This is a genomic window from Mesorhizobium sp. M0761 (assembly GCF_040320205.1).
Lineage (GTDB): Bacteria > Pseudomonadota > Alphaproteobacteria > Rhizobiales > Rhizobiaceae > Mesorhizobium.
This window is the reverse complement of record NZ_JAMYPF010000009.1, coordinates 229,083-254,377: the sequence shown is the minus strand read 5'-3', so window position 1 is coordinate 254,377 and position 25,295 is coordinate 229,083. Positions and strand designations below refer to the sequence as shown.

Below are 25,295 nucleotides of genomic sequence, written 5' to 3'. Positions count from 1 at the left end.
GTTTGTGCACTGTCATAGTGCCGCAATCGTGACGATAGTCCAAATGGCTGGTGAAGCTGCCAATCTCCCCCCTTGTGGGGGAGATGTCCGGCAGGACAGAGGGGGGCGCGAAGGATCGCCAGCCTGGCACCCGACATTGAAGACCCAAGAGTTGCGACCGAGTGGCGAGCCATGACCATTTGATGCGCTGGCGGGACAGCGCCCCCCTCTGGCCTGCCGGCCATCTCCCCCACTTGGGGGGAGATCAGCAGCTTCAACCAAATTTCCCCGTCCGCGGGAATCCCTTCGGCACCATCCGTCCGGCCGACGCTCTCGCGCCGATCCACTCGGCCAGCTCTTCGCGCGACCTGACGAAGGTGCGGTCAGCGGAATCCTGCCAGGACAGGCCGCTCTCCAGCGTGAAAGGTTTCAGGTCGAGCAGACCGCCATCCTTGTATTTCTGCAGGCGAACGCCCTTGCCGCGGCCCATCTCCGGAATTTCGGAGAGCGCAAACACCAGCATCTTGCGGTTCTCGCCGACAATGGCGAGATGATCGCCTGACACGGGGACGCAGGCCTTGGCCTCGTCGGGCGCCTTGACGTTCATCACCTGCTTGCCCTTTCGGGTATTGGCGACGACCTCCTCCTCCGGCACGACGAAACCATTGGCATCGTAGGAGACGAGCAGCAGCTTGCGCTTCGGGTCGTGGACGAAGGCGGTGACGATGTCCTGGTCGTTGTCCATGTCGACGATGATGCGGATCGGTTCGCCATGGCCGCGGCCGCCCGGCAGCCGGTCGGCGCCGATGGTGTAGAATTTTCCGCCGGTGGTGAAGACCAGGATCTTGTCGGTGGTCTGGGCATGGAAGGCGAGCTTGAGGCTGTCGCCTTCCTTGAAGGTGAGCGTGGAATGGTCGGCCAGATGGCCTTTCATCGCCCGCAGCCAGCCCTTTTCCGAGACCACCACGGTGACCGGCTCGCGCTCGATCATGGCGTGCGCGATGTCGGTCAGATCGTGCTCCGGCGCGTCGGCGAACTGGGTGCGGCGCTTGCCGAGTTCGGTCTCGGGGCCGAACTTGTCGCGCACCTGCGTGACTTCCCATTTGATCGTCGACCATTGCTTGGCGTCGGATGCGAGCAATGCCTCGATCTGCTTCTTCTCGGTGGTGAGACCGTCGAACTCCTTGCGGATCTCGAACTCTTCCAGCTTGCGCAGGGCCCGCAGCCGCATGTTGAGGATGGCTTCGGCCTGGGTGTCGGTGAGCGACCAACGGGCCATCATCACCTGCTTGGGCTCATCCTCCTCGCGGATGATCCTGATGACCTCGTCGATGTTGAGATAGGCGATCAGGTAGCCGGCAAGGATTTCCAGCCGCTTCTCGATCTCGCCAAGCCGATGCTTCGAGCGGCGGATCAGCACATCGCGCCGATGGTCGAGCCACTCCTTCAGCACGCCCTTCAGCGACAGGACGTTAGGCACCTTGCCCCGCGACAAAACGTTCATGTTGAGGGGAAACCGGCTTTCGAGCTCGGTCAGCTTGAACAGCGATTCCATCAGAATGCCGGGATCGACCGAACGGCTCTTCGGTACGAGCACAATGCGGACGTCCTCGGCGCTTTCATCCCTGACATCCTCAACCAGCGGCAATTTGCGCGCGATCAAAAGCTCGGCGATCTTCTCGATCAGCCTGGCCTTCTGGATGCCGTAGGGGATTTCAGTGACGACGATGCTCCAGGTGCCCCTGCCCTGATCCTCCTGGCCCCATTTGGCGCGCACGCGAAAACCGCCGCGGCCGGTCTCATAGGCCTCCAGGATGGATGCGCGGCTGTCGACGATGATGCCGCCGGTCGGGAAATCCGGCCCCTGGACGAACTCCATCAGCTTTGTCACCGGCGCGTCCGGCTGCTCGATCAGCTGCAGCGCTGCGTTGCAAAGCTCGGCGGCATTGTGCGGCGGGATGGACGTGGCCATGCCAACCGCAATGCCGGAGGAACCGTTGGCGAGCAGATTCGGGAAGGCGCCGGGAAGCACTACGGGCTCCTCGTCCTCCTCGTTGTAGGTTGGCCGGAAATCGACGGCGTCCTCGGTGATGCCGGCAAGCAAATCGCTCGCCACCTCGGTCATGCGCGCCTCGGTATAGCGCATGGCGGCGGCATTATCGCCGTCGATATTGCCGAAATTGCCCTGCCCGTCGACGAGGGGATAGCGCATGGAGAAATCCTGCGCCAGGCGCACCAGCGCGTCGTAGATCGACTGGTCGCCATGCGGATGGAACTTGCCCATCACGTCGCCGACGATGCGGGCGCATTTGGCAAAGCCCTGGTCGGGGTTGAGCCTGAGCAGCCGCATCGCATGCATGATGCGGCGATGCACAGGCTTCAGCCCGTCGCGCACGTCAGGCAGCGCCCGGTGCATGATGGTCGACAGCGCATAGGCGAGATAGCGCTCTTCCAGCGCCTTCTTCAGATCGACCGGTTCGATGTGGTCACCGCCGCCATTTTCAGGCGGCAAAATCCTTTTTCCCATGCGGCTGGACTAGCCGAGCGGGTGATTCGCGGCAAGGCGGGGCTGCGGAAATCCGCACTTTGCAGCCTTTGGGCTGACGAGGGCGGCTCAAGGTCCGACAATGGATGTGACGGACTTCATGTCCCCCCTTGCCGTCCCTGTGCAACAGCAGCGGTAGCAGTGCTGTTGCCAACCAACATCAATCTGTTACACGCCCTCTCTAAGGCAGGAGACGGTACGCAGGGGAGCCCGACCTTCATGACATATTCACCGCATCGGGCGAAGGCTCCCGCTCCGATTTGCCTTTCGCCGTGATTTTCGACAACTCTGCGGGAAAGCGCCTTTTTCCCGTCCAGTTCGTCACGGAATGGTGATGGCGTAGAATTGAGAAAACACTTTTTCAGGACTCTCTCAGGGAACTCGCGATGACAATCCAACGTTCGACACTCAAGAAACTTGCTTTTTCGACCTTTTTGCTGACGCTGCCGCTGAATGCCGCCTTTGCGCAAGACACGGCGGTTGCCGACCGACTGAAGGCCGCACTTGCCGTCCAGGGCGTCGATATCACCTGGACCGGCGTTACCGGCGACAATTCCAGCATGGTGCTGCAGGGCGTGTCGGTCAAACCGGCGGCCGAAAAGGAGGCGCTGCCGATCGGCGACGTCAAGCTCGAAGGCGTGACCGAAGCCAATGGCGGCTTCGATGTCGCGACCATCACGACTTCGGCCCTCCAGCACAGCAAGGACGGCGTCACGCTCAACCTCACCCCCTTCGTCATCCACGACGCCAACATCCCGGCTGAGGGCGCTACAGGCCCGCTCGGCTCGATGATGATCTACAAGTCGGCCGAACTCGAAAACCTGACGGTCAAGGTTGCCGACAAGACCGCCTTCTCGGTGGATGGGCTTGCTGTCCAGATCACGCCGCCGGCCGACGGCAAGGCGATGGAGTTTTCCGCCACCACGGAAAAGTTCAACGCCGACCTGACCCTGGTCGACGATGCGAAATCCAAGGAAGCCATCGAGGCCCTCGGCTACCAGAACATCTCGGGCAATATCGAAATCGGCGGCACCTGGCAGCCGAGCGACGGCAAGATGGACCTGTCGAAATACGACATCTCGGTCGAGAATGCCGGCACGCTCGGCATGACCTTCGGCCTCGGCGGCTACACGGTCGACTTCGTCAAGTCGCTGCAGGAGATGCAGAAGAAGATGGCGGCGCAGCCGGAAGGCGCCGACAATTCGGCGCAAGGCATGGCCCTGCTCGGACTATTGCAGCAGCTCTCCTTCAACAGCGCATCGATCCGCTTCGACGACGATTCGCTCACCGGCAAAGTGCTTGAGTATGTCGGCAAGCAGCAGGGCATGTCGGGCAAGGACATCGCCAACCAGGCCAAGGCGATCGTGCCGTTCGGCATGGCGCAGCTCAACAATCCCGAACTGACCGCCGAAGTGACGGCCGCGGTGAGCAAGTATCTCGACGATCCGAAGAGCCTCGAGATTTCGGCCGAGCCGCCCGCAGCGGTGCCGTTCGCGCTGATCATGGCCGGCGCCATGTCCAACCCGGCCGACCTGACCAAGACGCTGGGCGTCCACGTCAAGGCCAACGAAGACTGATCGAAGTTCGCCCCCTTCTCCCCGTCACTATACGGGGAGAAGGTGCCGGCAGGCGGATGAGGGGCGGCGCCAACGCCTGCAAATTGTAGTTCGATGCTGAACCGATTGTCAGAAGGCGCCAACTGCTAAGGCCGTTCGCCAATCGCCTGCATGCGTGCTGCCCCTCATTGTCCTGCCGGACATTTCTCCCCGTATAGAGACGGGGAGAAAGGGCAGCTTCAACGCTGCCGTCAGTCCTTCTTCACTGCCGCGACACGCAGCGACAGATCACGCAACTGCTGCGGCGAGGCTTCCGAAGGCGCGTTCATCAACAAATCGTAGGCCTGCTGGTTCATCGGGAACATGGTGATCTCTCGCAGGTTCTTGGCGCCGACCAGCAGCATGACGACACGGTCGACGCCGGCCGCCATGCCGCCATGCGGCGGGGCGCCATACTGGAAGGCGCGGTAAAGGCCACCAAAGCGTTCTTCCACCGTGGCGCGGTCGAGGCCAACCGTCTCGAACGCCTTGACCATGGTTTCCGGCAAATGGTTGCGGATACCGCCAGAGGCGATCTCGAAGCCGTTGCAGACCATGTCGTACTGGAAGGCCTTGATGCCGAGCAGGTCGTCGCCGTTGAGCGCGTCGATACCGCCTTGCGGCATCGAGAACGGGTTGTGGGCGAAGTCGATCTTCTTCTCCTCCTCGCTCCATTCGAAGAACGGGAAGTCGACGATCCAGCACAATTCGAAGCGCTCGCGGTCGACAAGGTTCAGTTCTTCGCCGGCACGCGTACGCGCGGCACCGGCGAAGGTGACGAACTTCTTCGGATCGCCGGCGACGAAGAAGGCGGCGTCGCCATCGGCAAGGCCGAGCTGCTGACGGATCGCCTCGGTGCGCTCCTCGCCGATGTTCTTGGCCAGCGGACCGGCGCCTTCAAGCTTGTCGCCTTCCTTGCGCCAGAAGATGTAACCCAGTCCCGGCTGGCCCTCGCCCTGCGCCCACGAGTTCATGCGGTCGCAGAAGGCGCGGCTGCCGCCGGTCTTGGCCGGAATGCCCCATACTTCGGCCTTCGGATCGTTGGCCAGGATGTTGGCGAAGACCTTGAAGCCGGAATCGCGGAAATGGTCGGAGACGGCCTGCATCTCGATCGGGTTGCGCAGGTCCGGCTTGTCGGAGCCGTATTTGCGCATCGCGACATCGTACGGGATGCGCTGGAATGTCTGCGTCACCGGCTTGCCGTTGGCGAAAGTCTCGAAGACGCCCCGCATCACCGGTTCCATGGTCGACAGCACGTCGTCCTGCTCGACGAAGCTCATTTCGAGGTCGAGTTGGTAGAATTCGCCGGGCAGACGGTCGGCGCGCGGGTCCTCGTCGCGGAAGCAGGGCGCGATCTGGAAATAGCGGTCGAAGCCCGAAACCATGATCAGCTGCTTGTACTGCTGCGGCGCCTGCGGCAGCGCGTAAAAGGTGCCGGGATGGATGCGCGACGGCACCAGGAAGTCGCGCGCACCTTCCGGCGACGAGGCCGTCAGGATCGGCGTCGAGAATTCGGTGAAGCCGACATCGGTCATACGCTTGCGCATCTCGGCGATGATTTTCGTGCGCGCCACGATGTTCCTGTGCAGCGTCTCGCGGCGCAGGTCCAGGAAACGGTACTTCAGGCGGATGTCTTCGGGATAGTCGGGCTCGCCGAACACCGGCAGCGGCAATTCCTTGGCTGCCGACAGCACCTCGATCTCGCGCGCAAAAATCTCGATCTCGCCGGTCGGCAGGTTGGCGTTGGTGGTGTCCGGCAGGCGCGCCTTGACCTCGCCGTCGACGCGGATCACCCATTCGCCACGCAGCGTCTCGGCCACCTTGAAGGCGGGCGAATCCGGATCGGCGACGATCTGGGTCAGGCCGTAATGGTCGCGCAGATCGATGAACAGCAGGCCGCCATGATCGCGCACGCGATGCACCCAGCCCGACAGGCGAACCGAAGAGCCGACATCGCTCTTTCTCAACTGGGCACAGGTGTGGCTGCGGTAACGATGCATTGTCATGTCAAAATTCCGGGGTGCTGGGTTGTGGCCCGAGCATCAAAGCACGGTCCAAAATTTGCGCGAAAAGCGCATGGGAGGCCGGATTTGTCAAGGCAAGCCGGGCGATCGGGCGCAGGCCCATTGTTCAAGCGAAGTGGATTTCGGCGCCCTGACGCTCGAAGTCGGCGAGGATTGCGGCCGGCGCGGTCTTTTCGACCACGAGATGGCGGATCGCCTCTGGCCTGGCGACCCGGTAGGGTGCGGCTGTGGCTAGCTTGTCGTTGGTTACAGCGATGACGATGCCTGCGCTGTTCTTGGCCATCGCCCGCTTTACCTCGGCCTCAGCCGAATCGAAGGCCGTGACGCCGCGCGACGCATCGAGGCCGCAGGAGCCGAGAACAAACAGGTCCGCGCCAAGTTGCGCGACAGCGGCAAGCGTGTCGGCGCCGACGCAGGCGCCGAGATGGCGGTCGAACCGCCCGCCCAGCACAATCAGTTCGACCAAAGCGTTGTCTGACAGGACGGAGGCAATTTCGAGCGAATTGGTGGCGACGGTCAGATCGATGTCGCGCGGGATGGCCCTGGCGATCGCGGCATTGGTCGAGCCGCTGTCGATGAACAGGGTCTGTCCGCGCGAAAGCAGTGCCACGGTCGCGCGGGCCAGCCGCGTCTTTTCTTCGACCGCATGGCCGGCGCGCAGGCCGACCGGCGTGGCCGCGAAGGGTGCGGCCGCGACCGCGCCGCCATAGACGCGGCGGCACTGCCCGGCCTTGGCCAACTCCCTGAGGTCGCGGCGAACCGTGTCTTCCGAAACGCCGAAGCGGCCTGCCAGCTCGCCGGCCAGCACCCTTCCCTCGACGGCCAGGCGATCGCGAATAATTTGATGCCGCTCATCGGTCAGCATTGCATGATCCTGTTTTCTTCATGCACGTTCTTGCACGATTTGCATGTTTGTGCAAGATGTAGGGATATCAAACAGTGACAACCGTCGACTCTCTTGCCTTGAAAGCATCGTCATGACCTTTGGCCTCCGCCTCGCTCCGCAACACCGGGTCTACGCCGGCTTTGCGATCTATTCGTTCGCCATGGGCCAAATCTTCCCGCGGCTGCCCGACATCAAGCACGCCATGGGCATCGGGGACGGCACGCTCGGGTTAAGCCTGATCGGGACGCCAATCGGCACCTTGACCGCGCTGACGCTGGCGGCGCCGATCCTGGAGCGCATCGGCTTCCGCCGCGCGCTGCTCGGGCTGGTGCCGCTTTTGTCGGTTGTCTTTGCCATTGCCGTGCATGCGCCTGGGCCGCTTGCGCTGTTCCTGATGCTGTTTCCGGTCGGCCTGATGATCGGCAGCGTCGAGATCATTCTCAATGTCGAGGCCGACAGAACCGAATTCCTGCTCAAGCGCCGGATCATGAACCGGGCGCATTCGTTCTGGAGCATCGGCTTTTTCGGCGCCGGCCTGTTCGGCGCCGCGCTTGCGCATCTCGGCATTTCGCCGCAACTGCACCTGGCGATTGTCGTACCGATGGTGGCGACAGGAATCGCGCTGTTTCTCGGCGGTTACGAACCGGCGCCGAGCCGCTTCGCCGGCAATGACGAGACGGCGCCAAGGCTGGCGCGGCCGACGCTGCCGATCCTCGTCCTCGTCGCGGTGACACTGTCGGCGATGCTGATGGAAGGCGCCAGCATCGACTGGTCGGCAATCTACATGCGCACCGTGTTCGATGCGGGCCCTTTCGTCGCCGGCTTCACCGTGGCGCTGTTTGCATTCTCGCAAGCGAGCACGCGCTTCTTTGCCGACTACTTTGTCGACCGCCACTCGCCGAGCGTCGTGGCGCGGGTGCTGCTGGCGACGATGGCGGTGGGCGTGCTGCTCGTCTTCTTCTCGCCTGCCCCGCTCGTATCGATGCTGGGCTTTGCGCTACTTGGCATCGGCAGCAGCGCGATCTTTCCGCTGGCGATCTCGGCGGCGGCCCAACGCACGGACCGCTCCGCGGCAATCAATGTCGCGGCGCTGTCGCAGATCTCCTTCGTCGCCTTCCTGCTCGGCCCGCCGTTGCTCGGCTTCGTCTCCGACCATTGGGGCATCCGCTCGGCCTTCGGTATCGGCATCCCGTTCATCATGCTCAGCCTGCTGACCGCCGGCTCGCTTGGCCGAAGGGTTGCCCGGGGCAAGCCTGCGCCGGCGAGCGAAGCTTTGGCGAGGGCCGACGGAGCTTGAACGGCCGCACTTGAAGCCACACACCTGTTGGCGGCGGGACAAGCCACTGGCATTGGCCACACCGATGGTTCAGAACTGTGGAGCCACCTGGACGAGTATGACGTTTCGTCGATCGTCACACTCATCCAACTCTTTCTCGAAGCATGATCTTTTCCGAAAACCGGTTCCCACTTTTCGGGATCATGCTCTAAGCAACGGTTCCGTATGTCCTCCATCCGCCCGCTGATCCCGCTCCTCATCGCCGCCGGCATCCTGCTTGGCGGCAACGGGCTGCAGGGCACGCTGATCGCGTTGCGCGGCGCGCAGGAAGGGTTTTCGGCCTCCGACATCGGCCTGATGGGCACGTTCTATTTCGCCGGCTTCCTGCTTGGTTGCCTCGCAGTCACCCGCATCCTCAAGGCAGTCGGCCATGTCCGGACGTTTTCAGCGCTCGCCGCCATCGCCGCGGCCAGTACGCTGCTCCTGGTGCTGATCATCGATCCGGTGATGTGGTGCGCGGTGCGCTTTGCCGGCGGTTTCTGCTTTGCCGGCCTGTTCACCGTCATGGAAGCCTGGCTGAACTCCGGCGTCGAAAACAAGGATCGTGCGCGGGTGCTCGCCGTCTACCGCATGGTCGATATCGGCTCGGTAACCGGCGCGCAGTTCCTGATCCCGATCTTCGGCCCCGGCGGCTTTGCCATCTTCGCCATCATGTCGATGATGATCACGCTGTCGCTGGTTCCGGTGTCGCTCGGCGACCGCTCCAACCCGACGCCGCCGGAAGACGTCAAGCTCGATCTCGCCCGCGTCTGGCGGATTTCGCCGCTCGGCTGCTTCGGCTGCATCTGCGTCGGCGTCACCAACAGCGCGTTCCGCACGCTGTCGCCAGTCTATGCCGAGCAGATCGGCATGTCGGTGGCCGATGTCGTCACCTTCGTCAGCGTCGGCATTTTCGGCGGCGCCCTCATCCAGTATCCGCTGGGCTACCTCTCCGACCGCTGGGATCGGCGCGCGGTGCTTTTGGCCACGACATGCGGCGCCATGTTCGCCGCGCTGGCGCTGGTCTTCGTCGCCGGCGCCGATCCGACCCTCAATTTGATCATCGTCTTCATCTTCGGCAGCTTCGCCATGCCGCTCTATTCGCTGTCGGCGGCGCATTCCAACGACCGCGCCGACAAGGGCGAGTTCGTGCTGATCAACGCCGCCTTGATGCTGTTCTATTCCTTCGGCGCCATTGGTGGCCCCTTCGCGGCGTCCGCAGTGATGCAACATTTCGGACCGGGCGCCCTGTTTGTCTTCAGCGCAGTCGTCTACGCCACCCTCATCGCCGTCATTCTCTACCGCATGCAGGTGCGCGGCAGCGTGCCGGCGGGCAAGCGCAGCCGCTTCACGGCGCTGCTGCGCACATCAACCGTCTTCGCGCGGCTGGCGCGCAGAAATGGCGATTCCGACGGATCGGCTGATACTTGACCGAAGGGCGGCTTGACGAAAGCGCCCATGGCTGAAATTGAAAGAGAACCTTACCCGTTACTAAAAAGCGATTTGATGCACGTCATCACCACCCAAAATGAGCTCGAGTCCGTTCTCGCCGCTTTTGAAAAGTCGGATTTCGTCACCGTCGACACCGAATTCATCCGCGAAACGACATTCTGGCCGATTCTGTGCCTGATCCAGATGGCGGCGCCCGGCGTCACCGCGCTGATCGATCCGCTGGCGCCCGACATCAACCTCGCCCCGTTCTTCCGGCTGATGGCCAATGAGGCGGTGGTCAAGGTTTTCCATGCCGCGCGCCAGGACATTGAAATCATCGTCCATCTCGGCGATCTGGTGCCGCATCCGGTGTTCGACACCCAGGTCGCGGCCATGGTCTGCGGCTTCGGCGACAGCGTCTCCTACGATCAGCTGGTGCAGCGCATCACCGGCGCACGGCTCGACAAATCCTCGCGTTTCACCGACTGGCGCCACCGGCCGCTGTCGGACAAGCAGCTCGACTATGCCTTGGCCGACGTCACCCATCTGATCGACGTCTACAAGCATCTCAGCGCCGAACTGGAGCGGGAAAACCGCGCCCATTGGCTAAACGAGGAAATGGAGGTGCTGACTTCGCGCGAGACCTACGATCCGCACCCCGAAGACGCCTGGAAGCGGCTGAAGATGCGGCTGCGCAAGCCGCAGGAGCTGGCGATCGTGCAGACGGTGGCGGCATGGCGCGAACGAGAGGCGCGCGAGCGTGACGTGCCGCGCGGCCGGGTGCTCAAGGACGACGCCATATACGAGGTCGCCCAGCAGGCGCCGCGCGATGCGGCAGCGTTGGGCAAGCTGCGCACGACGCCGAAAGGCTGGGAGCGTTCGTCGACGGCTACCGCATTGCTTGGCGCGGTCAACACGGCGCTCGCTTTGCCCCGCGAAGAGATGCCGAAGCTGCCCAAGAGCTTTCAGCCGCCCGAAGGCTCCAATGCCGCCTCCGAGCTGTTGAAAGTGCTGTTGAGGATCGTCGCCGAGAAGGAAGGCGTCGCCTCGAAAGTGCTTGCGTCCAGCGATGACATCGACCGCATTGCCGCCGAAGGCGAAGCCGCAGACGTGCCGGCGCTGCAGGGATGGCGGCGTACGGTGTTCGGCGAAGCCGCACTGAAGCTGGTGCGCGGCGAAATCGGCATCAAGTTCGACAAGCGCAAGATCGCGGTGTTCGATTTGTAGACCCCCACCCCGCTCCGCTGCGCGGAGCGACCCTCCCCACAAGGGGGAGGGTAAACAACTGCCTTACACCGCTCCGAGCAGGTGCAGCGCGAACCAGATCCATGCCAGCAAGAGAATGATCGCGCCGACGTAGAAGGCGCGGCTGCGAAACCGCAGATTGTTGCTGGTGAGGTGGACCCAGGCGTGGCCATAGCGGGAAATCACGAAAATCCACATCAAGGCCAGGGTCAGATAATTGACGCCATTGGTCGCGTGCAGCGCCAGACACAGCACATAGAACAGCACCGGCAGTTCGAACTGGTTGATGAGATTGTTGGCAACCGTGACGCTCGACCCGGGCTCGGTCGTGCGCACCTTGTATTGACCGACCTTGGCCTCGCCCGATTTGACCGCGCCGTAGCGGCGCCGGCCCATCACGACATAGACGATATAGACGAGCAACACCTGCGCCAGCATCGGCCAGAAAATCGCGGTCTGGCTCATGGCGTTGCCCCTGCTCTGTGGTTCATGCCTGTGGACGCCGCTGGGCGGCAAGGATCAAGACCGCGATGACGGCGACAGGTATCGCCAGAAACGCGAATTTGGTGACGATTAGCGACGAGGCCAAGGAGAGCGAATCCGGATTGGCCGACAGCGCATCGGACAGAAGCCGCGCCACCGCAATGTTCTGGGCGTAGTCGGCGCACGTGTAGGGCAGCACGATGACCAGCGCGAACAGCGCCTGAAGCTGCACCGGCATGGCACGAAAAATCTTCAGCCGCCGCCCGGTTGCCAGGATCAGGCTGACCATGGTCAGCGACAGCAGCGCCGGGAAGAGAAGGTCGAAAGTCAAATAGTGCCAGACCAGGATGATCTCGCTGCCGCGTCGGCCGAGTGCCGTCAGCCAGGCCATGCCCTCGTCGGGCGTGAACCCGCCAAGGCGCACGTCGAGCGACGGCAGGCCACCGCTCAGCCGGCGGAAATAGAAGAATTCCAGCAGCGTCATGATGATGAAAACCGCCGCGGCGGCAAAGCACAGCGCGCCGGCATGGCGCGCCAGCCGCAGCACGATCGTCGCCTGGTGGCGCCAGAGCATGTACCGCTCTGGCTGCCGGTCAGGCTCCGCCAGGATAGTTCGGGCTTTCGCGGGTAATCGTGACGTCATGGGCGTGGCTTTCACGAAGTCCGGCGTTGGATATGCGCACAAAGGTGGCGCGTTCGCGAAAATCGGCAAGGTCGCGGCCACCGACATAACCCATAGCGGCTTTTAGCCCGCCCGCAAGCTGGTGCAGCACGCCAGACACAGGTCCCTTGTAGGGCACCTGCCCTTCAATGCCTTCCGGGACCAGTTTCAGCGTGTCGCGAACCTCGGCCTGGAAGTAGCGATCGGCCGAGCCGCGCGCCATTGCGCCGACAGAGCCCATGCCGCGATAGGCCTTGAAGGAGCGGCCCTGGTGCAGATAGACCTCGCCCGGGCTTTCATCGGTCCCGGCGAGCAGCGAGCCGATCATGGCCGCACTGGCGCCGGCGGCAAGCGCCTTGGCCAGATCGCCCGAATATTTGATGCCGCCGTCGGCGATGACCGACACGCCGGATCTATGCGCCGTCTCGACCGCCGACATGATCGCCGAAAGCTGCGGCACGCCGACGCCGGCGACGATGCGCGTGGTGCAGATCGAGCCCGGGCCGATGCCGACCTTGACGGCATCGGCGCCGGCGTCGATCAGCGCCTGCGTGCCTTCGGCGGTGGCGACGTTGCCGGCCAGGATGCGGACGGAATTGGAAAGCTTCTTGGCCCGCGTCACCGCATCGAGCACGCGCTGCGAATGGCCATGCGCGGTGTCGATGACCAGGAGGTCGACACCGGCATCGATCAACCGCTCGGCGCGCTCGAAGCCGTCATCGCCGACGCTGGTGGCGGCCGCCGCCCGCAGGCGCCCCTGGGCATCCTTGGTGGCGTGCGGGTTGAGCTGCGACTTCTCGATGTCCTTGACGGTGATCAGGCCGACGCAATTGCCGGACTTGTCCACGACGACGAGCTTTTCGATGCGGTGCTGGTGCAGCAGCCGCTTGGCCTCGTCCTGGTCGACATTCTCCTTGACCGTGATCAGGTTCTCACGGGTCATCAATTCGTAGACTTTCTGCCCCGGATCGGAGGCGAAGCGCACGTCGCGGTTGGTCAGGATGCCGACCAGGCGGCCGATCTTCTGGCCGCCGGTGCCGCCATTCTCGACCACCGGAATGCCCGAGATGGAATAGGTGCGCATCAGCGCCAGCGCGTCGGCGAGCGTGGCGTCGGGGCCGATGGTGACCGGATTGATGACCATGCCCGATTCGAACTTCTTGACCTGACGCACCTGCTCGGCCTGTTCGGCCGGCGAGAAATTGCGGTGGATGACGCCGATGCCGCCGGCCTGCGCCATGGCGATGGCAAGCCTCGCCTCGGTGACGGTGTCCATGGCGGCCGACAGGATCGGCACGTTGAGGTCGATGTCGGTGGCGATGCGGGTGCGGATGTCGGTCTCACCGGGCATGACCTCGGAATGACCGGGCTGCAACAGCACGTCGTCAAAGGTCAGCGCCAGCGCGCCGGTGGACGTTTCGATGATTTTTGCCATGGCCAGTCCTCGGATACGAAAAGCGCCGGGAGAATACAAAAAAGCGCTGGACCGAAATGGACAGCGCCGACTCGTTTCTTCCCTTTCAGGATTGGCGCTGGCTGGTAACACGTCGCGGCGTGGTTGAAAAGCCGGTCGTGGCCTATTCGGCGGACTTGCCCAACAGGGCATCGAGCAAGACATGGCGCGGTGACGCGAAAGGATTGACGACCGTTACGCCGCCCCAGGTGAAGCCGTCCTGCAGATCTTCCGACAGCAGCAGCCGGCAACCGGTTTGCGAGGCAACAGACAGGATGGTCGCATCCCAGATGCCGAAATGGTGATCGGTCGCAAGATCAGCCGCGACCGTCATCACCTCCGGCGTCGTGCCGACAACCGGAAACGCGTCGCGCCAGCTCAACAGGGCGTCGCGCGCTTGTGCACGTGATCGTCCGGCCTTGCGTGTGAGAACCGTGAACAATTCGCCGAGCACTTGGACTGGAATGACGGCTGCCTCTTGCGCAATGTCGTGCAGCAGGCCGAAAACGATGTCGCGCTTCTCGGCTCCGTTGATCCCCTCGGCATAAACAAGGATGTTGGTATCGAGCGCGACCTTCACCGCTCGTCCTCGTAAAGCTCGTCGCGGCTCCAGCGCCCGGCTTCTACAACAGGCTGGCGTTCAAGGCGCGACAGCAGCGCTGTGCGCGAACGAGACGCCGCAGGGTCGGGCTGCCCTGCAGGCACGATCCGCGCCACGGGGCGCCCATGGCTGGTCACGACATAGCTCTGTCCTTCGCGGACACCGCGCAGGAGGAGCGAGAATTTGCGGTTGGCGTCGGCTGCGGAAACGGCTTCTTCCATGGCATTGTCCATATAGTAGTTATATTCACTACAGCATAGTGAACCCGGTCAATTTTCGCAAGTTCATTCAATGTGGCGAAACGCAGCGACGCCTCTTGTCCGCCCACGGTCGCACAAAAGTGACAGCGAATTAATGCGACATCGCGCCTGAGGCGTGATAACCGACCGTTTGTATCGGCTTGCCCGCCTTTTCATTGTTTGGATTGGCCGGCAGGCACATTTGGACCAGTTCGGACGCGTTCGTTGAACCGCATCATTCCGCTCATTCTGGCGGTCGCCTTGTTCATGGAAAACATGGATTCGACCGTCATCGCGACATCGCTGCCGGCGATTGCCGTCGACATCCACACCAGCCCGATCGCGCTCAAGCTGGCGCTGACCGCCTATCTGGTGGCGCTGGCGATCTTCATTCCGATCAGCGGCTGGATGGCCGACCGGTTCGGCGCCAAGACCATTTTTCGCGCCGCGATCGGCGTCTTCATCGTCGGCTCGGTCTGCTGCGCCGTCTCCAACTCGCTGCCGGCCTTTGTCGTCTCGCGCTTCCTGCAAGGCATAGGCGGCGCCATGATGACGCCGGTCGGTCGGCTGGTCCTGGTGCGCGCGACGCCGAAGAGCGAGCTGGTCGCGGCCATGTCGTGGCTGACGGTGCCGGCGCTGGTCGGCCCGCTTGTGGGACCACCGATCGGCGGCTTCATCACCACCTATTTCACCTGGCATTGGGTCTTTCTGATCAACGTGCCGATCGGCCTGGTCGGCATCTGGCTGGCGACGCGCTTCCTGCCGCAAACCGACTCGATGGAGACGCCGCCGCTCGATTTCGTCGGTTTCGTACTGAGCGGGCTGGCGGCCTCCGGCGTCATCTTCGGCCTGTCGGTGGTCAGCCTGCCCTATCTGCCGCCGGCGACCGGCCTCATCACCGTGGCGGTCGGGCTGATTTCCGGCGTGCTCTATCTCCTGCATGCGCGGCGCGCCAAGAACCCGCTGCTGGCGCTGGAACTGTTCCGCAACCCGGTGTTCCGCTCATCGGTGCTCGGCGGCTCGCTGTTTCGCATCGGCATCGGGGCGGTGCCGTTCCTGTTGCCCCTCATGTTCCAGATCGGCTTCGGGCTGACGCCGTTCCAGTCGGGCATGATCACCTTCGTCTCGGCCATCGGCGCCATTGGCATGAAGTTCGTCACCGCGCTGATCTTCCGGCTCGCCGCCTTCCGCCGGGTGCTGATCTGGGGCTCGCTGATCGCCGCCGCATCGATCGCCATCTACGGCCTGTTCACGCCGGAGACGCCTTACGCGCTGATGCTGGCCATATTGCTGGTCGGCGGCTTCATCCGCTCGATGTTCTTCACCGGCGTCAATGCGCTCTCCTACGCCGAAGTGTCGGCTGAAGACACCAGCAAGGCAACGCCGATCACGGCGGTGTTCCAGCAGTTGTCGATCGCGCTCGGCGTGGCGCTGGCCGGCGGCATCCTGGAAGTCTCGACCTCGATCCATGGCGGCCCGCTGATGCTCGGCGATTTCCACATTGCCTTCTTCATCGTGGCGGCAGTGTCAGCGGCGGCGTCCGTATCGTTCATGCGGCTGGCGCCGGATGCCGGCAACGCCGTGTCGGGTCATGGCCGGATGACGACGCCGAAGACACTGGAGCCGGTGAGCACGGCTGGGAAGTAAGGGGCGGCGCGACGAAAATCGTCGACGTCGGCGATCCTTCACACCCCCCCTCTGGCCTGCCGGCCATCTCCCCCGCAAGGGGGGAGATCGGATATCACGCGGCTTTCGCCAATCTTGCAACTTTGAAGGAATGGCGAGGCGGTCGCACCTGCCAATCTCCCCCCTTGCGGGCGAGATGTCCGGCAGGACAGAGGGACGGAACGCTACGAAGCGTCTTTCACGCCGTGCCGTCTCTGCCCTTAAAATCCTTCGCCAGCAGATACAACTCCACCGACTCATCGCGCGACGCCGGCGGCTTGACGTGATGCACTGAGCGGAAGTTCTTCTTGAGCATCGACAGCAGCTCGTTCTCCGCGCCGCCCTGAAACGTCTTGGCCAGAAAGTGCCCGCCCGGCTTCAGCACCGACAGCGCGAAATCGGCGGCCACTTCGCACAGATGCATGGTGCGGATGTGGTCGGTTCGCTTGTGGCCGGTGGTCGGCGCCGCCATGTCGGACAGCACGACATCGGGGTCGCCGCCCAGCGCTTCGGCGAGCTTTTGCGGCGCCTCGGGGTTAAGGAAGTCCATCAGCAGCACCGGCGCGCCGGGCACGGCGGGCATTTCGATATAGTCGATGCCGATGACGTGCGGATTTTCTGCCGTCGACTTGGTCCTCGCGGCCGCCACCTGGCACCAGCCGCCGGGGGCCGCACCGAGGTCGATGACCTTCATGCCGGGTTTCAGCAGATGATGCTTGTCGTCGATCTCGATCAGCTTGTAGGCCGCGCGCGACCGGTAGCCGTCGGCTTTTGACCTCTGGACATAGGGATCGTTAATGTGGCGCTGCAGCCAGCGGCGCGACGATTCTTTGAGGCCCGACTTCTTCTTGATTCGTGTTTTGAGGACGCGAATGCTGGCGGAGCCCGGCTTTTCCGGCTTCTTGGTCACTGTCGGCCTCGCCCACTGTTGCGCCAGACGCCGTCATCGGCCATCAGCTCGCTCAAAATGCCTTCGCGTAAGCCCCGGTCGGCAACGCGCAGCCGCTCCGACGGCCACACCGCTCGGATCGCTTCAAGAATAGCACAGCCAGCCAGCACAAGATCGGCACGGTCGGCGCCGATGCACGGGTTGGCGCAGCGCTGCTGGAAATCCCAGCCGACCAGTTTTTCGACCATGCGGTCGACGCTGTCGCGGTCCATCCACAGCCCGTCGACGCGGCGCCGGTCGTAGCGTTCGAGATCGAGATGGACGCCGGCCAGCGTCGTCACCGTGCCGGATGTGCCCAGCAGATGGAATTTCGGACTGGCCAGCACATGGCTCAGCCGGTCGCGGCCGTCGAAGGACTTTAGCCGCACCGCGACATCATCGACCATGGCGGCAAAGATCTCGCGCGTCACCGTGCGGCCGCCAAAGCGCTCGGCCAGCGAGACAACGCCGACCGGCAGCGACGTCCACGACACGATGTGGTTGGCCAGCCGCGGCGAGCGCTGGCCGGTGAGGTCGATCAGCGCGATTTCGGACGAGCCACCGCCAATGTCGAACAGCACCACGCCTTGCGTGTCGCGCTCGATCAGCGAGCCGCAGCCGGATACAGCCAGACGCGCCTCGGTCTGGCGATCGATGATTTCCAGCTTCAACCCCGCCTCTCGTTCGACGCGCTGCAGGAATTCGACGCCATTGTCGGCGGTGCGGCAGGCTTCAGTGGCGATCAGCCGGGCTTTCCTGATCTTGCGGTTGCGCAATTTGTCGCCGCAGATTTTCAGCGCCTCGACGGCGCGGTCCGTCGCCGCCTGGCTCAGGTGCCCATTGGCGGTCAGCCCCTCGCCCAGCCTGACGATGCGCGAGAAGGCGTCGATGACGCGGAACTGGCCGTGGCGTTGCGGCACCGCGACCAGCAGCCGGCAATTGTTGGTGCCGAGATCGAGCGCGGCAAACACCGGCAGTTCCTGCATCGGCGGCCGATGCATGGGCTGTTCCGGTCGGGGTTGTGGGGCCGAGGGCAAAGGCACCGGCGCTGGAGCGGCCGGGCCGACGGAGGCCGGCGCACCGACCGCTGCGGCCGTTGCGAGAGGGCTGTCGTCGCGCGCAAAAACCTTGCGCCCACGCCGGCGCTTGCGCCGCTTTCTCGCCTTGCCGCGCTGATGCTGGGCGTCGCCGGCCTGTCCGTTGCCGGACTGGGGCCCCGCCTGGCGGGGCCGCCCGGCGGATGGGCTTGGCCCGCCTGATGGCGGCGAAGCCCTGGACACGCCCACTTCCGGCGCGCCAGCGCCGGTGTCGTGGTCTTCCACTTCAGTTCCTTCCGGCGCCGCGCGAACCGGAAAACCGGACGCAGCAGGCGCTTCAATCTTTTAAGTTGCCGCCAGAGTAGCAGCGCCGGACCGGATCACCAAGAGCAAGGACTCAAATTTTGCCGGCTGCGTCCTGCCAGATCCCCGCTGCTTTGCAGCGTCCCGGCGTTCGCTAGCCTTTCATCTTGCCACTGGCACGACGAATTCGCCGTTGGCGAACCGGCTGCTCACCCTTGCCGGTTGAATAGCCGGCTTCAATGAGGCATTTCTGAAATGAGGGGGAATTGGTGAATCGCGGACGTTTTAACGCCCGCCTGGGCGATGGGCAGCAACACATGACGACAACTCCATGAATTGGGGGGCCACGAATTGGAAGCGCTATCTGTGGCCGGTCATCGGTGTCGCGGCGGTCATCGGGTCGCTGTTGTTGCTGTGGCATGAGTTGCGCGGCATCTCGATCGACGATGTCTGGGACGGCATATCAGCCATCCCGACGCGCGGATGGATGCTTGCGGCACTGAGCTCGGTGGTCGCCTACGCCTCGCTTGCCGGCTACGACCACATTGCCCTTCTACATATCGGCAAGAAGATGTCGTGGCTGTTCGTCACCTTCTGCTCCTTCACCACCTATGCGCTGTCGCACAATATCGGCGGCTCGGTGTTTTCGGGCGCCGTGATCCGCTACCGCGCCTACGGCACCAGGGGGCTGACCGGCCAGGATGTCGGCATTCTGGTGGCGATCTGCTGGATCACCTTCGTGCTCTCCAGCATTCTGGTCGGCGGCCTGGTGCTGGTTTTCGAGCCTGCAATCATCGACCGCTTTTCCGGCGCCCCGCACCACGGCCTGGCGATCGCCGCCGGCATCGCTTTGCTGATCCTGGTCGGCGCCTACATCTTCGGCAGCTGGCTGCATCTGAAGCCGCTGAAAATCGCCGGCTTCCAGTTGCACTACCCGGCGCTGCCGATCGTGGCGCGGCAATTGCTGATCGGCCCGATCGAGCTTCTGGCGGCGGCGGCGATCATCTTCTTTGCCCTGCCCGTTGCCGGCAATCCCGGCTATTTCGTCATCCTCGGCGTGTTCCTGGTGTCATTCTCGGTTGCGCAGATCTCGCACGCGCCGGGCGGGCTCGGCGTGTTCGAGGTCGTGTTCCTCGCGGGCCTGTCTGATATGGACCCGGTCGGCGTGTTGGCGGCACTTCTGGTGTTCCGGCTGTTTTACCTGATCATCCCGCTGCTGATCGCGCTCGGCGTGGTGCTGTTCTTCGAACATTCGCAATACAGCCGGACGGAGAGCTGAGGATCATTGGGTGCGGCGCGCCACCCGGGCGTAATTGCCCCTATGAAACGCTGTGATTGAAACGCAGCTTAGGCTTGACTATTTTCCGGCGGCGGCTACAAGGCACGCGCGGCTGCTTCGGCGGCCCACCAGCGCGACAGCGCCTGCTGGGGAATAGGTTAACGGTAGACCCACGGACTCTGACTCCGTTAGTCCTGGTTCGAATCCAGGTTCCCCAGCCAAGGCACGTCATGCCCACTGACAGCCAGTACATCCTCGAACGCATCCGCCAGGGATGCGTGGAGTTGTCCGACGACGAGTTCGCCATCGACAGGCTGGCAAAATATGTCGGCAACGGGAGAATCCGCTGGCATGTCGAGTTCCGTGGGCATCGCATCGAGCTGACAACCGGCCAGATCAAGAAGCAGCCTACCTTTCGCAGGAAAATCCTCGAACAGGCCGGCGTTCTGCCGCCGCAGCGTGCCGGGGCGGACTATAGGCGATGGGCTCTCGATCTGAGGCGGAACGCCATCGAGCTTCCCTGGCGGGACAGGCCGGTCGATGCCGGTTTTGCCATCGACAGGCTGACCAGCCACGGCGATGGGCGCTGGACGGTGGAATACCAGGGCAAGGCGACAAAATTCACGACGACCAAACTGCGCAGGCAGCTCAGCTTCCGTAAACGCATGCTGGCCAAGGCCAAGGTGCTGCCGCCCGAACTGGCCCCAGCCGCTTATCGAAAGTGGATGGACTGGCTTATTCAAAACGCCACTGAGGCGGCACCACAGGCCGGCGAAATCTTGATGACGGAGAAAAGCTGGCTGGACGACCTGCCGGAGCTGGCCGGCTGGCAAGATGAGGCGCCGCCGGAAGGGACCGACTAGGGCAGCGACAGCATCTCCCATAAGGATTTATCCGCATTTTAACTAATGTAGATCATCCTTTCGGATTGTGTTCTCCCGGCTTTTGGACAGAGCAGAATGGTCGATTTCGTGGACAAGGATGACGTTCCAGCACCCGGCCCGCCCAAACGCTGGCGCGCAATAGCTTTGGCGGCACTCCAGATCGTCCCGCCGGTCATTTCATCATGGCCGGCTATTTCACCTATGTGACCTCGCACAACAAGCCGCCTGCAGACATGGCGGCGCTGGCCGTGTCGATCATGAAATCGGGCGATGCTTCTCCAGAACTGCGCGATTGGGCAGCTGGCGTTCTCCGGCAGGAGTTTGGTTGCGCCCAAGCCAGCGGCCGGCGCCGCTCATCCAAGAGATTGCCTGAGGAGGCGCCGGCCAGGCGGGCATTGGGGTACCCGCCGACGCTACATTAGCATTGGTGCATAGATGCGATATGGCGCGAACGCGGAAGGTCGGCAGCCGCGGCACTACAGCAATTTTTCCCAAGACCCGGGCCCGCAACGCTGCAAGGGTTGTGGCGCCCAGCGTTTCCGCGAGGCTTGCCCTGGAGACAATCATGACGACGTTTCTCACCGCTCTCGCATCCGAAGGTCCGCCAGCCGACCGGGCGAAAGACATGGACCTCTATGGATGGTTGATTGGCAGCTGGGACATGGAGACGGTTCACCACCGCAACGACGGCACAATCCAGAAATCGGATGGCGAGTGTCACTTTGGCTGGGTGCTCGAAGGCCGCGCCATTCAGGACATCTGGATCAGGCCCAGGCGCCCTGCCCCGTCCACCATGTATGGCACGACCTTGCGCGTCTTCGATCCCGGGATCGGTGGCTGGCACATTATCTGGAGCGATCCGCTCAACCAGGATTACTCGCGCCAGATCGGGCGGGCCGAAGGCAAGGACATCGTCCAGATGGGCGCCGACTCGCGCGGCCTGCAGGCGCGGTGGCGGTTCACCGAGATCACCGCCGCCAGCTTTCACTGGATCGGTGAGGAGAGACGAGCGGAGAGCGACCCCTGGCGCGTGACATATGAACATTTCGCGCGCCGGACGGGTTCCTGAAGCACGCTTGCGCATTCAGCCCCTCGTGCCTACGGGCGAGGTACGACCATAGATTAGCGATAGCTCAATTAACACCAAACCAGTATCTCAAAACCCGCCGGTACAAGCGCGCCCAAGAACCTTCATATGTACCGAGCGCGAACTGAGGCTAGACAAGTGAAGATTCCAATAGCATTGTTGGCACTGGGACGGGGCTCGACCGGCAAACGCAAACGATGCTTGTCGGTGGTTGGCAACTGCTAAACCATACAGCCGTAATTGCCACGGCTGCGAGACCAAGGAGTCCCAAGGATGCCGAACCCAAGCCAAACCAGCGATCAATGGTGGGTCAACGACCAGACGCCGGACAACCCGTACGGCAAAAGCGAAGATTACGGGGCCTTCCTCACCTACCTTGGAGCGCTGGACCGGTCGATAACGCCGGCGATCGCGGCGGGAACGCTGAGGATCAATGTCTCCGAGCTCAATGACCATCCCGAATACAAGGCCGCCGCGATCGGCGCCTTGCAGATGTGGGCCAGTGTCACCCCTTTGAAGTTCGAAATCGTCGACAATGCACCATACAACAGCGCAACGGACTGGATGCAGGTTGTCAGCCCCGAACTGGGCGAAGAGGACGACGGCAGCGCCTATTCCAACGACCGCTATGTCAGCATCGGCCAGCGTTTCCACGATACCGAGGTCAACAAGACGGATATTGGCGGCTATGTCTTCGATTCCTTCATCCATGAATTCGGTCATGAGTTCGGGCTGAACCACCCCGGGCTCTACAATTACAGCGGCCCCGGCGGCGTACAGATCAATTATCTGAACAATGCGACCTGGACCTACGACCGTCAGCAATACAGCGTCATGTCCTATTTCGACGGGATCGATGTCGGTGAAACCAGCCGCTGGTCGGCGTCAACGCCGATGATGGCCGACATCGAGGCGGTCATCCGCCGCTTTTTCTCCACCGTCGACGAGAACGGCGTGCGCACCTATCAGCATATCGATCTCAACACGGGCGACAACGTCTACGGCTTCGGCAGTGCTGTGGATGGCTACCGGCTGACCTCCTCGGGCATGCAGCACGATATCGGTTTTGTCATCCATGACACCGGCGGAGCCGACACGATCGACTTCTCCGGCTCGACGGCCGGCACGATCCTCGATTTGCGCGCCGGACAGTTCTCCAGCGTCAACGGCCACAGCAACAATGTGTCGATCTTCGCCGGGCACAACGCCGATGGCACCGATTATTACATCGAGAACGGCATCGGCAGCAGCTATGACGACGTCCTGATCGGCAATGACGGAGCCAACGTGCTGGATGGCCGCGGCGGCGGCGACCGCATGGCCGGCAATGGCGGCGACGACACCTACTTCGTCGACTCCCTCGACGACATCGTGCGCGAGGAAGCCAATGGCGGGAATGACACGGTCGTTCTGCTGAACCGGAACTTGAATATCCGGAAAATCGCCAACGTCGAACACATCATCTACGCCGACGAGTCGACACTCCAGCCTGGAGGCGGCGGCACCGAAACCCTGCCGATCATCGGCGACAACACGCTGACCAGCGTCATCTTCGGCGACAATGGCAACAATACGCTCGACGGCGGCGCCGGCGACGACACGATCTTCGGCCAGGGCGGCGATGACCTCATCATCGGCGGCCGCGACTCGCTCGCCAGCCGCGACATCAACAACACCATCGATGTCGCCGACCTTCCAGACCAGACCGAGAGCGACGACGGCAATGACACGCTCTATGGCGGCCGCGGCAACGATACGATCCTCGGCGGCCAAGGCAACGACATCCTCGACGGCGGCGACGGCGACGATACGCTGAGCGGCCAGGATGGCGTCGATATATTCCGGGGCGGCGCCGGCGTCGACACGGTCGACTTCAGCAAGGAGAGCCCCTTCCAACTGCTCGTCAACCTCGAGACGAACGTGGCCAGCGGCGGAACCGCCACGGGCGACACCTTCTACAGCATCGAGAACCTGATCGGCTCCGATGACCGCATCGACCGTTTCATCGGTACGTCGGCGGAAAATCATTTCTGGGGCCGGGGCGGCGGCGACTATTTCAACGGCGGCGGCGGCAACGACATACTGGATGGCGGCAATGACGGCGACATCCTGTACGGTGAAGCCGGCAACGACACGATCATCGGCGGCGCCGGCCAGGACTATCTGGATGGCGGCGCCGGCATTGATACGGTCGTCTACGAAGGCAGCTCCGCCGGTGTGACGATCGACCTCGCCAATGGCACGGCCAATGGCGGCGACGGCGATGGCCCGGTGCAGATCGTCGGGCGCGGCACCGTTATCCGGCACGACATCCTGGTCGGCTTCGAAAACGCCGTCGGGTCGTTCTTCGACGACCATCTCATCGGCAACGCCCAGGCCAACAAACTTTCCGGCGGCGCCGGCAACGACACGCTGACCGGCGGTGGCGGCGCCGATATATTGAATGGCGGCGCCGGCAGCGACACGGCGGACTACGCCGACGCGGCCAGCGGGCAAAACCTCAAACTGGGTGGCGGCAAATCCGGCGGCGACACCTATATCTCGATCGAAAATCTGGCTGGCTCGGGCTTCAACGATCACCTGACCGGCGATGGCGCGGCCAATGTGCTGACCGGCCAGGGCGGCGCCGACAAGATCGACGGCGGCGGCGGCGATGACACCCTGCTCGGCGATTTCGCCTATCAGGGCGATGCTCCGCCACGCCCGGGCATGGGCACCGGCTACGCCACGCTCGGACCGGACGCGACCAACAATTCGGTCTCGACCGCCTTCGACATCTCGAACAACTTCTCGCTGACGGCTGACCCCGACATCTTCGATTCGACGACCACCCTTCACACCACCGTCAATGCCACCGGAAACGGCTTGGGCGGATATTACAGCATCAACCTGGCGGCCGGCACGATCATCACCATCGACATCGATGGCATTGCCGACCCCAATGTCCATGACAGCATCGTCAGGGTGCTGGACAGCGATGGCAATATCGTCGCCCAGAACGACGATGGCGGCAACGACCCCGGCTCCAACAACGGCCGCGATTCGAGCACCAGCTTCATCGTTCAGGAAACCGGAACCTACTATATTGTGGAGGGCGAATGGTCGGACTCGGCTCCTGGCGATGGCTGGGTCGAATCCGTGCCGGAGGGCTCGACTTACAAGCTGAACGTATCGGTCGAATTCCCGCCGGTACCAGCTCAGCCGGGCGTTGCGGGCGCCGATACGCTCAATGGCGGCGGCGGCAGCGACCTTTTGGATGGCGGGCTGGCTGCCGATACGCTGACCGGCGGCGCCGGCGACGACTATTTCCGCTTTTCGACAGAACTCGGGAACGGCAATATCGACTGGATCAAGGACTTCAAGGTCGCCGACGATACGATCCTGCTGGACAACCTCATCTTTGCCAGCGTTGGCGGCGACGGCGCCCTCGCCCTGGGCTCATTCTACAAGAGCGCAGCCGGCGCTGCTCATGATGCCGACGACCGCATCATCTACGACACCGACAGTGGAATATTGTCTTACGACGCCGATGGTTCCGGACAGGGAGCGGCCGTTCAGTTTGCACACCTGAACACAAATCTGGATCTTTCGGCTGCAGACTTCATTGTCATCTAACGCGTTGCCGGGAGGGGTGCCGTCAGGCTGCCCTCCCGCA

The 25,295-nt window shown here is 63.1% G+C and carries 20 protein-coding genes and 1 tRNA gene; 11 read left to right on the top strand and 10 right to left on the bottom strand.

The genetic code is table 11. The features are described 5' to 3' along the window. Window positions 1-253 precede the first annotated feature (253 nt). Window positions 254-2,506 (bottom strand): DNA topoisomerase IV subunit A, encoded by a 2,253-nt coding sequence (gene parC, locus NKI32_RS17620; RefSeq protein ID WP_352513182.1) that lies wholly within the window; start codon window positions 2,504-2,506, stop codon window positions 254-256. A gap of 404 nt (window positions 2,507-2,910) precedes the next feature. Here parC and NKI32_RS17615 point away from each other — a divergent pair, with 404 nt between their 5' ends. Further along, window positions 2,911-4,101 (top strand): aq_1923 C-terminal domain, encoded by a 1,191-nt coding sequence (locus NKI32_RS17615; RefSeq protein WP_353003068.1) that lies wholly within the window; start codon window positions 2,911-2,913, stop codon window positions 4,099-4,101. A gap of 230 nt (window positions 4,102-4,331) precedes the next feature. Here NKI32_RS17615 and aspS read toward each other — a convergent pair whose 3' ends face one another. Then, window positions 4,332-6,119, bottom strand: coding sequence for an aspartate--tRNA ligase (gene aspS / locus NKI32_RS17610; protein WP_023682421.1), 1,788 nt, complete (start codon window positions 6,117-6,119; stop codon window positions 4,332-4,334). A 130-nt stretch (window positions 6,120-6,249) separates the two neighbouring features. Then, window positions 6,250-7,008: a DeoR/GlpR family DNA-binding transcription regulator gene (locus tag NKI32_RS17605; protein WP_352513184.1), complete on the bottom strand. Its 759-nt coding sequence runs from the start codon at window positions 7,006-7,008 to the stop codon at window positions 6,250-6,252. 112 nt (window positions 7,009-7,120) lie between these two features. On the opposite strand from NKI32_RS17605, the gene NKI32_RS17600 reads away from it, so the two are divergent. The 3 genes from NKI32_RS17600 to rnd all read left to right on the top strand — a co-directional run bounded on the left by NKI32_RS17600 (window position 7,121) and on the right by rnd (window position 11,002). Continuing rightward, window positions 7,121-8,326 (top strand): MFS transporter, encoded by a 1,206-nt coding sequence (locus NKI32_RS17600; RefSeq protein WP_352513185.1) that lies wholly within the window; start codon window positions 7,121-7,123, stop codon window positions 8,324-8,326. 204 nt (window positions 8,327-8,530) lie between these two features. After that, on the top strand, window positions 8,531-9,775 hold the full coding sequence (locus NKI32_RS17595; protein WP_352513186.1) for an MFS transporter: 1,245 nt from the start codon (window positions 8,531-8,533) through the stop codon (window positions 9,773-9,775). Between the two features lie 75 nt (window positions 9,776-9,850). Next, window positions 9,851-11,002: a ribonuclease D gene (rnd, locus tag NKI32_RS17590; RefSeq protein ID WP_023708785.1), complete on the top strand. Its 1,152-nt coding sequence runs from the start codon at window positions 9,851-9,853 to the stop codon at window positions 11,000-11,002. Between the two features lie 63 nt (window positions 11,003-11,065). On the opposite strand, the gene NKI32_RS17585 is transcribed toward rnd, so the two are convergent. The 5 genes from NKI32_RS17585 to NKI32_RS17565 all read right to left on the bottom strand — a co-directional run bounded on the left by NKI32_RS17585 (window position 11,066) and on the right by NKI32_RS17565 (window position 14,439). Next, complete coding sequence (locus NKI32_RS17585; protein ID WP_023673032.1) at window positions 11,066-11,485, bottom strand: MAPEG family protein; 420 nt, start codon at window positions 11,483-11,485, stop codon at window positions 11,066-11,068. 22 nt (window positions 11,486-11,507) lie between these two features. Continuing rightward, complete coding sequence (locus NKI32_RS17580) at window positions 11,508-12,077, bottom strand: hypothetical protein (protein WP_352513188.1); 570 nt, start codon at window positions 12,075-12,077, stop codon at window positions 11,508-11,510. 19 nt (window positions 12,078-12,096) lie between these two features. Continuing rightward, entirely contained in the window at window positions 12,097-13,599 is a 1,503-nt protein-coding gene (guaB, locus tag NKI32_RS17575; RefSeq protein ID WP_023734161.1) for an IMP dehydrogenase, read from the bottom strand. Window positions 13,600-13,741: 142 nt separating this feature from the next. Beyond that, a complete protein-coding gene (locus tag NKI32_RS17570; RefSeq protein WP_023673035.1) occupies window positions 13,742-14,197 on the bottom strand; it encodes a PIN domain-containing protein in 456 nt (151 codons plus the stop codon). After that, window positions 14,194-14,439 (bottom strand): type II toxin-antitoxin system Phd/YefM family antitoxin, encoded by a 246-nt coding sequence (locus NKI32_RS17565; protein WP_023673036.1) that lies wholly within the window; start codon window positions 14,437-14,439, stop codon window positions 14,194-14,196. Before NKI32_RS17565 ends, NKI32_RS17570 begins: the two co-directional genes overlap by 4 nt. A gap of 243 nt (window positions 14,440-14,682) precedes the next feature. Here NKI32_RS17565 and NKI32_RS17560 point away from each other — a divergent pair, with 243 nt between their 5' ends. Then, the gene (locus tag NKI32_RS17560; protein ID WP_353003067.1) at window positions 14,683-16,104 is read left to right on the top strand and encodes an MFS transporter; all 1,422 of its coding nucleotides are present in this window, start codon (window positions 14,683-14,685) and stop codon (window positions 16,102-16,104) included. A 217-nt stretch (window positions 16,105-16,321) separates the two neighbouring features. Here the strand turns inward: NKI32_RS17560 and NKI32_RS17555 are convergent, their stop codons facing one another. Both NKI32_RS17555 and NKI32_RS17550 read right to left on the bottom strand, forming a co-directional pair. Beyond that, window positions 16,322-17,032, bottom strand: coding sequence for an RlmE family RNA methyltransferase (locus tag NKI32_RS17555; RefSeq protein WP_352463589.1), 711 nt, complete (start codon window positions 17,030-17,032; stop codon window positions 16,322-16,324). Further along, the gene (locus NKI32_RS17550; RefSeq protein ID WP_353003066.1) at window positions 17,029-18,372 is read right to left on the bottom strand and encodes a Ppx/GppA phosphatase family protein; all 1,344 of its coding nucleotides are present in this window, start codon (window positions 18,370-18,372) and stop codon (window positions 17,029-17,031) included. Before NKI32_RS17550 ends, NKI32_RS17555 begins: the two co-directional genes overlap by 4 nt. Window positions 18,373-18,721: 349 nt before the next feature. Here NKI32_RS17550 and NKI32_RS17545 point away from each other — a divergent pair, with 349 nt between their 5' ends. The 6 genes from NKI32_RS17545 to NKI32_RS17520 all read left to right on the top strand — a co-directional run bounded on the left by NKI32_RS17545 (window position 18,722) and on the right by NKI32_RS17520 (window position 25,255). Then, the gene (locus NKI32_RS17545; RefSeq protein ID WP_023715377.1) at window positions 18,722-19,669 is read left to right on the top strand and encodes a lysylphosphatidylglycerol synthase domain-containing protein; all 948 of its coding nucleotides are present in this window, start codon (window positions 18,722-18,724) and stop codon (window positions 19,667-19,669) included. Between the two features lie 147 nt (window positions 19,670-19,816). Further along, window positions 19,817-19,890: transfer RNA gene (locus NKI32_RS17540), tRNA-Gln, on the top strand. Between the two features lie 9 nt (window positions 19,891-19,899). After that, window positions 19,900-20,532 (top strand): hypothetical protein, encoded by a 633-nt coding sequence (locus NKI32_RS17535; RefSeq protein ID WP_023682880.1) that lies wholly within the window; start codon window positions 19,900-19,902, stop codon window positions 20,530-20,532. 203 nt (window positions 20,533-20,735) lie between these two features. After that, a complete protein-coding gene (locus NKI32_RS17530; protein WP_023682881.1) occupies window positions 20,736-20,975 on the top strand; it encodes a hypothetical protein in 240 nt (79 codons plus the stop codon). Between the two features lie 143 nt (window positions 20,976-21,118). Beyond that, on the top strand, window positions 21,119-21,622 hold the full coding sequence (locus NKI32_RS17525) for a hypothetical protein (protein WP_023682882.1): 504 nt from the start codon (window positions 21,119-21,121) through the stop codon (window positions 21,620-21,622). 291 nt (window positions 21,623-21,913) lie between these two features. Continuing rightward, complete coding sequence (locus NKI32_RS17520) at window positions 21,914-25,255, top strand: M10 family metallopeptidase C-terminal domain-containing protein (RefSeq protein ID WP_353003065.1); 3,342 nt, start codon at window positions 21,914-21,916, stop codon at window positions 25,253-25,255. Window positions 25,256-25,295 lie beyond the last annotated feature (40 nt).

What these genes read in the sequence shown, in the direction of transcription:
- parC (WP_352513182.1), bottom strand. Translation starts at nt 2,506, where the DNA reads ATGGGAAAAAGGATTTTGCCGCCTGAAAATGGCGGCGGTGACCACATC.
- NKI32_RS17520 (WP_353003065.1), top strand. Translation starts at nt 21,914, where the DNA reads ATGCCGAACCCAAGCCAAACCAGCGATCAATGGTGGGTCAACGACCAG.
- aspS (WP_023682421.1), bottom strand. Translation starts at nt 6,119, where the DNA reads ATGCATCGTTACCGCAGCCACACCTGTGCCCAGTTGAGAAAGAGCGAT.
- NKI32_RS17535 (WP_023682880.1), top strand. Translation starts at nt 19,900, where the DNA reads ATGCCCACTGACAGCCAGTACATCCTCGAACGCATCCGCCAGGGATGC.
- NKI32_RS17530 (WP_023682881.1), top strand. Translation starts at nt 20,736, where the DNA reads ATGGCCGGCTATTTCACCTATGTGACCTCGCACAACAAGCCGCCTGCA.
- NKI32_RS17605 (WP_352513184.1), bottom strand. Translation starts at nt 7,008, where the DNA reads ATGCTGACCGATGAGCGGCATCAAATTATTCGCGATCGCCTGGCCGTC.
- NKI32_RS17565 (WP_023673036.1), bottom strand. Translation starts at nt 14,439, where the DNA reads ATGGAAGAAGCCGTTTCCGCAGCCGACGCCAACCGCAAATTCTCGCTC.
- NKI32_RS17595 (WP_352513186.1), top strand. Translation starts at nt 8,531, where the DNA reads ATGTCCTCCATCCGCCCGCTGATCCCGCTCCTCATCGCCGCCGGCATC.
- NKI32_RS17615 (WP_353003068.1), top strand. Translation starts at nt 2,911, where the DNA reads ATGACAATCCAACGTTCGACACTCAAGAAACTTGCTTTTTCGACCTTT.
- NKI32_RS17600 (WP_352513185.1), top strand. Translation starts at nt 7,121, where the DNA reads ATGACCTTTGGCCTCCGCCTCGCTCCGCAACACCGGGTCTACGCCGGC.
- rnd (WP_023708785.1), top strand. Translation starts at nt 9,851, where the DNA reads ATGCACGTCATCACCACCCAAAATGAGCTCGAGTCCGTTCTCGCCGCT.
- NKI32_RS17580 (WP_352513188.1), bottom strand. Translation starts at nt 12,077, where the DNA reads ATGCTCTGGCGCCACCAGGCGACGATCGTGCTGCGGCTGGCGCGCCAT.
- NKI32_RS17585 (WP_023673032.1), bottom strand. Translation starts at nt 11,485, where the DNA reads ATGAGCCAGACCGCGATTTTCTGGCCGATGCTGGCGCAGGTGTTGCTC.
- NKI32_RS17525 (WP_023682882.1), top strand. Translation starts at nt 21,119, where the DNA reads ATGACGACGTTTCTCACCGCTCTCGCATCCGAAGGTCCGCCAGCCGAC.
- NKI32_RS17545 (WP_023715377.1), top strand. Translation starts at nt 18,722, where the DNA reads ATGAATTGGGGGGCCACGAATTGGAAGCGCTATCTGTGGCCGGTCATC.
- guaB (WP_023734161.1), bottom strand. Translation starts at nt 13,599, where the DNA reads ATGGCAAAAATCATCGAAACGTCCACCGGCGCGCTGGCGCTGACCTTT.